At 47.1% G+C, this 240-nt stretch carries 1 protein-coding gene; it reads left to right on the plus strand.

Annotated elements, in window-relative coordinates; translation table 11 throughout:
• Positions 1 to 240: amino acid kinase family protein (locus MTCD1_RS20155; protein ID WP_143760228.1), on the plus strand; the 240-nt coding region annotated here is incomplete at both ends.

A 240-nucleotide genomic window follows, 5' to 3' on the forward strand; every position in this document is an offset into this window, starting at 1 on the left:
AGATTCTCGCCTGTTTTTAACCACGGAATTAGCCGCGCAACCTGTGGTTGATGAAATGGTGTCTCGCCAAAAATTAACTGCGTGTTTAGCGAACCTACATAACCGTGTTGTGGTGACCGGTTTTATTGCTGCGGATGGACAGCAGCGAACCATCACATTAGGACGTAATGGTTCGGATTATTCTGCAACCTTGTTAGGCGCATTAGTCGATGCTGAGCAAACGACGATCTGGAGTGATGT

It is taken from the genome of Colwellia marinimaniae (assembly GCF_002207865.1).
Lineage (GTDB): Bacteria > Pseudomonadota > Gammaproteobacteria > Enterobacterales > Alteromonadaceae > Colwellia > Colwellia marinimaniae.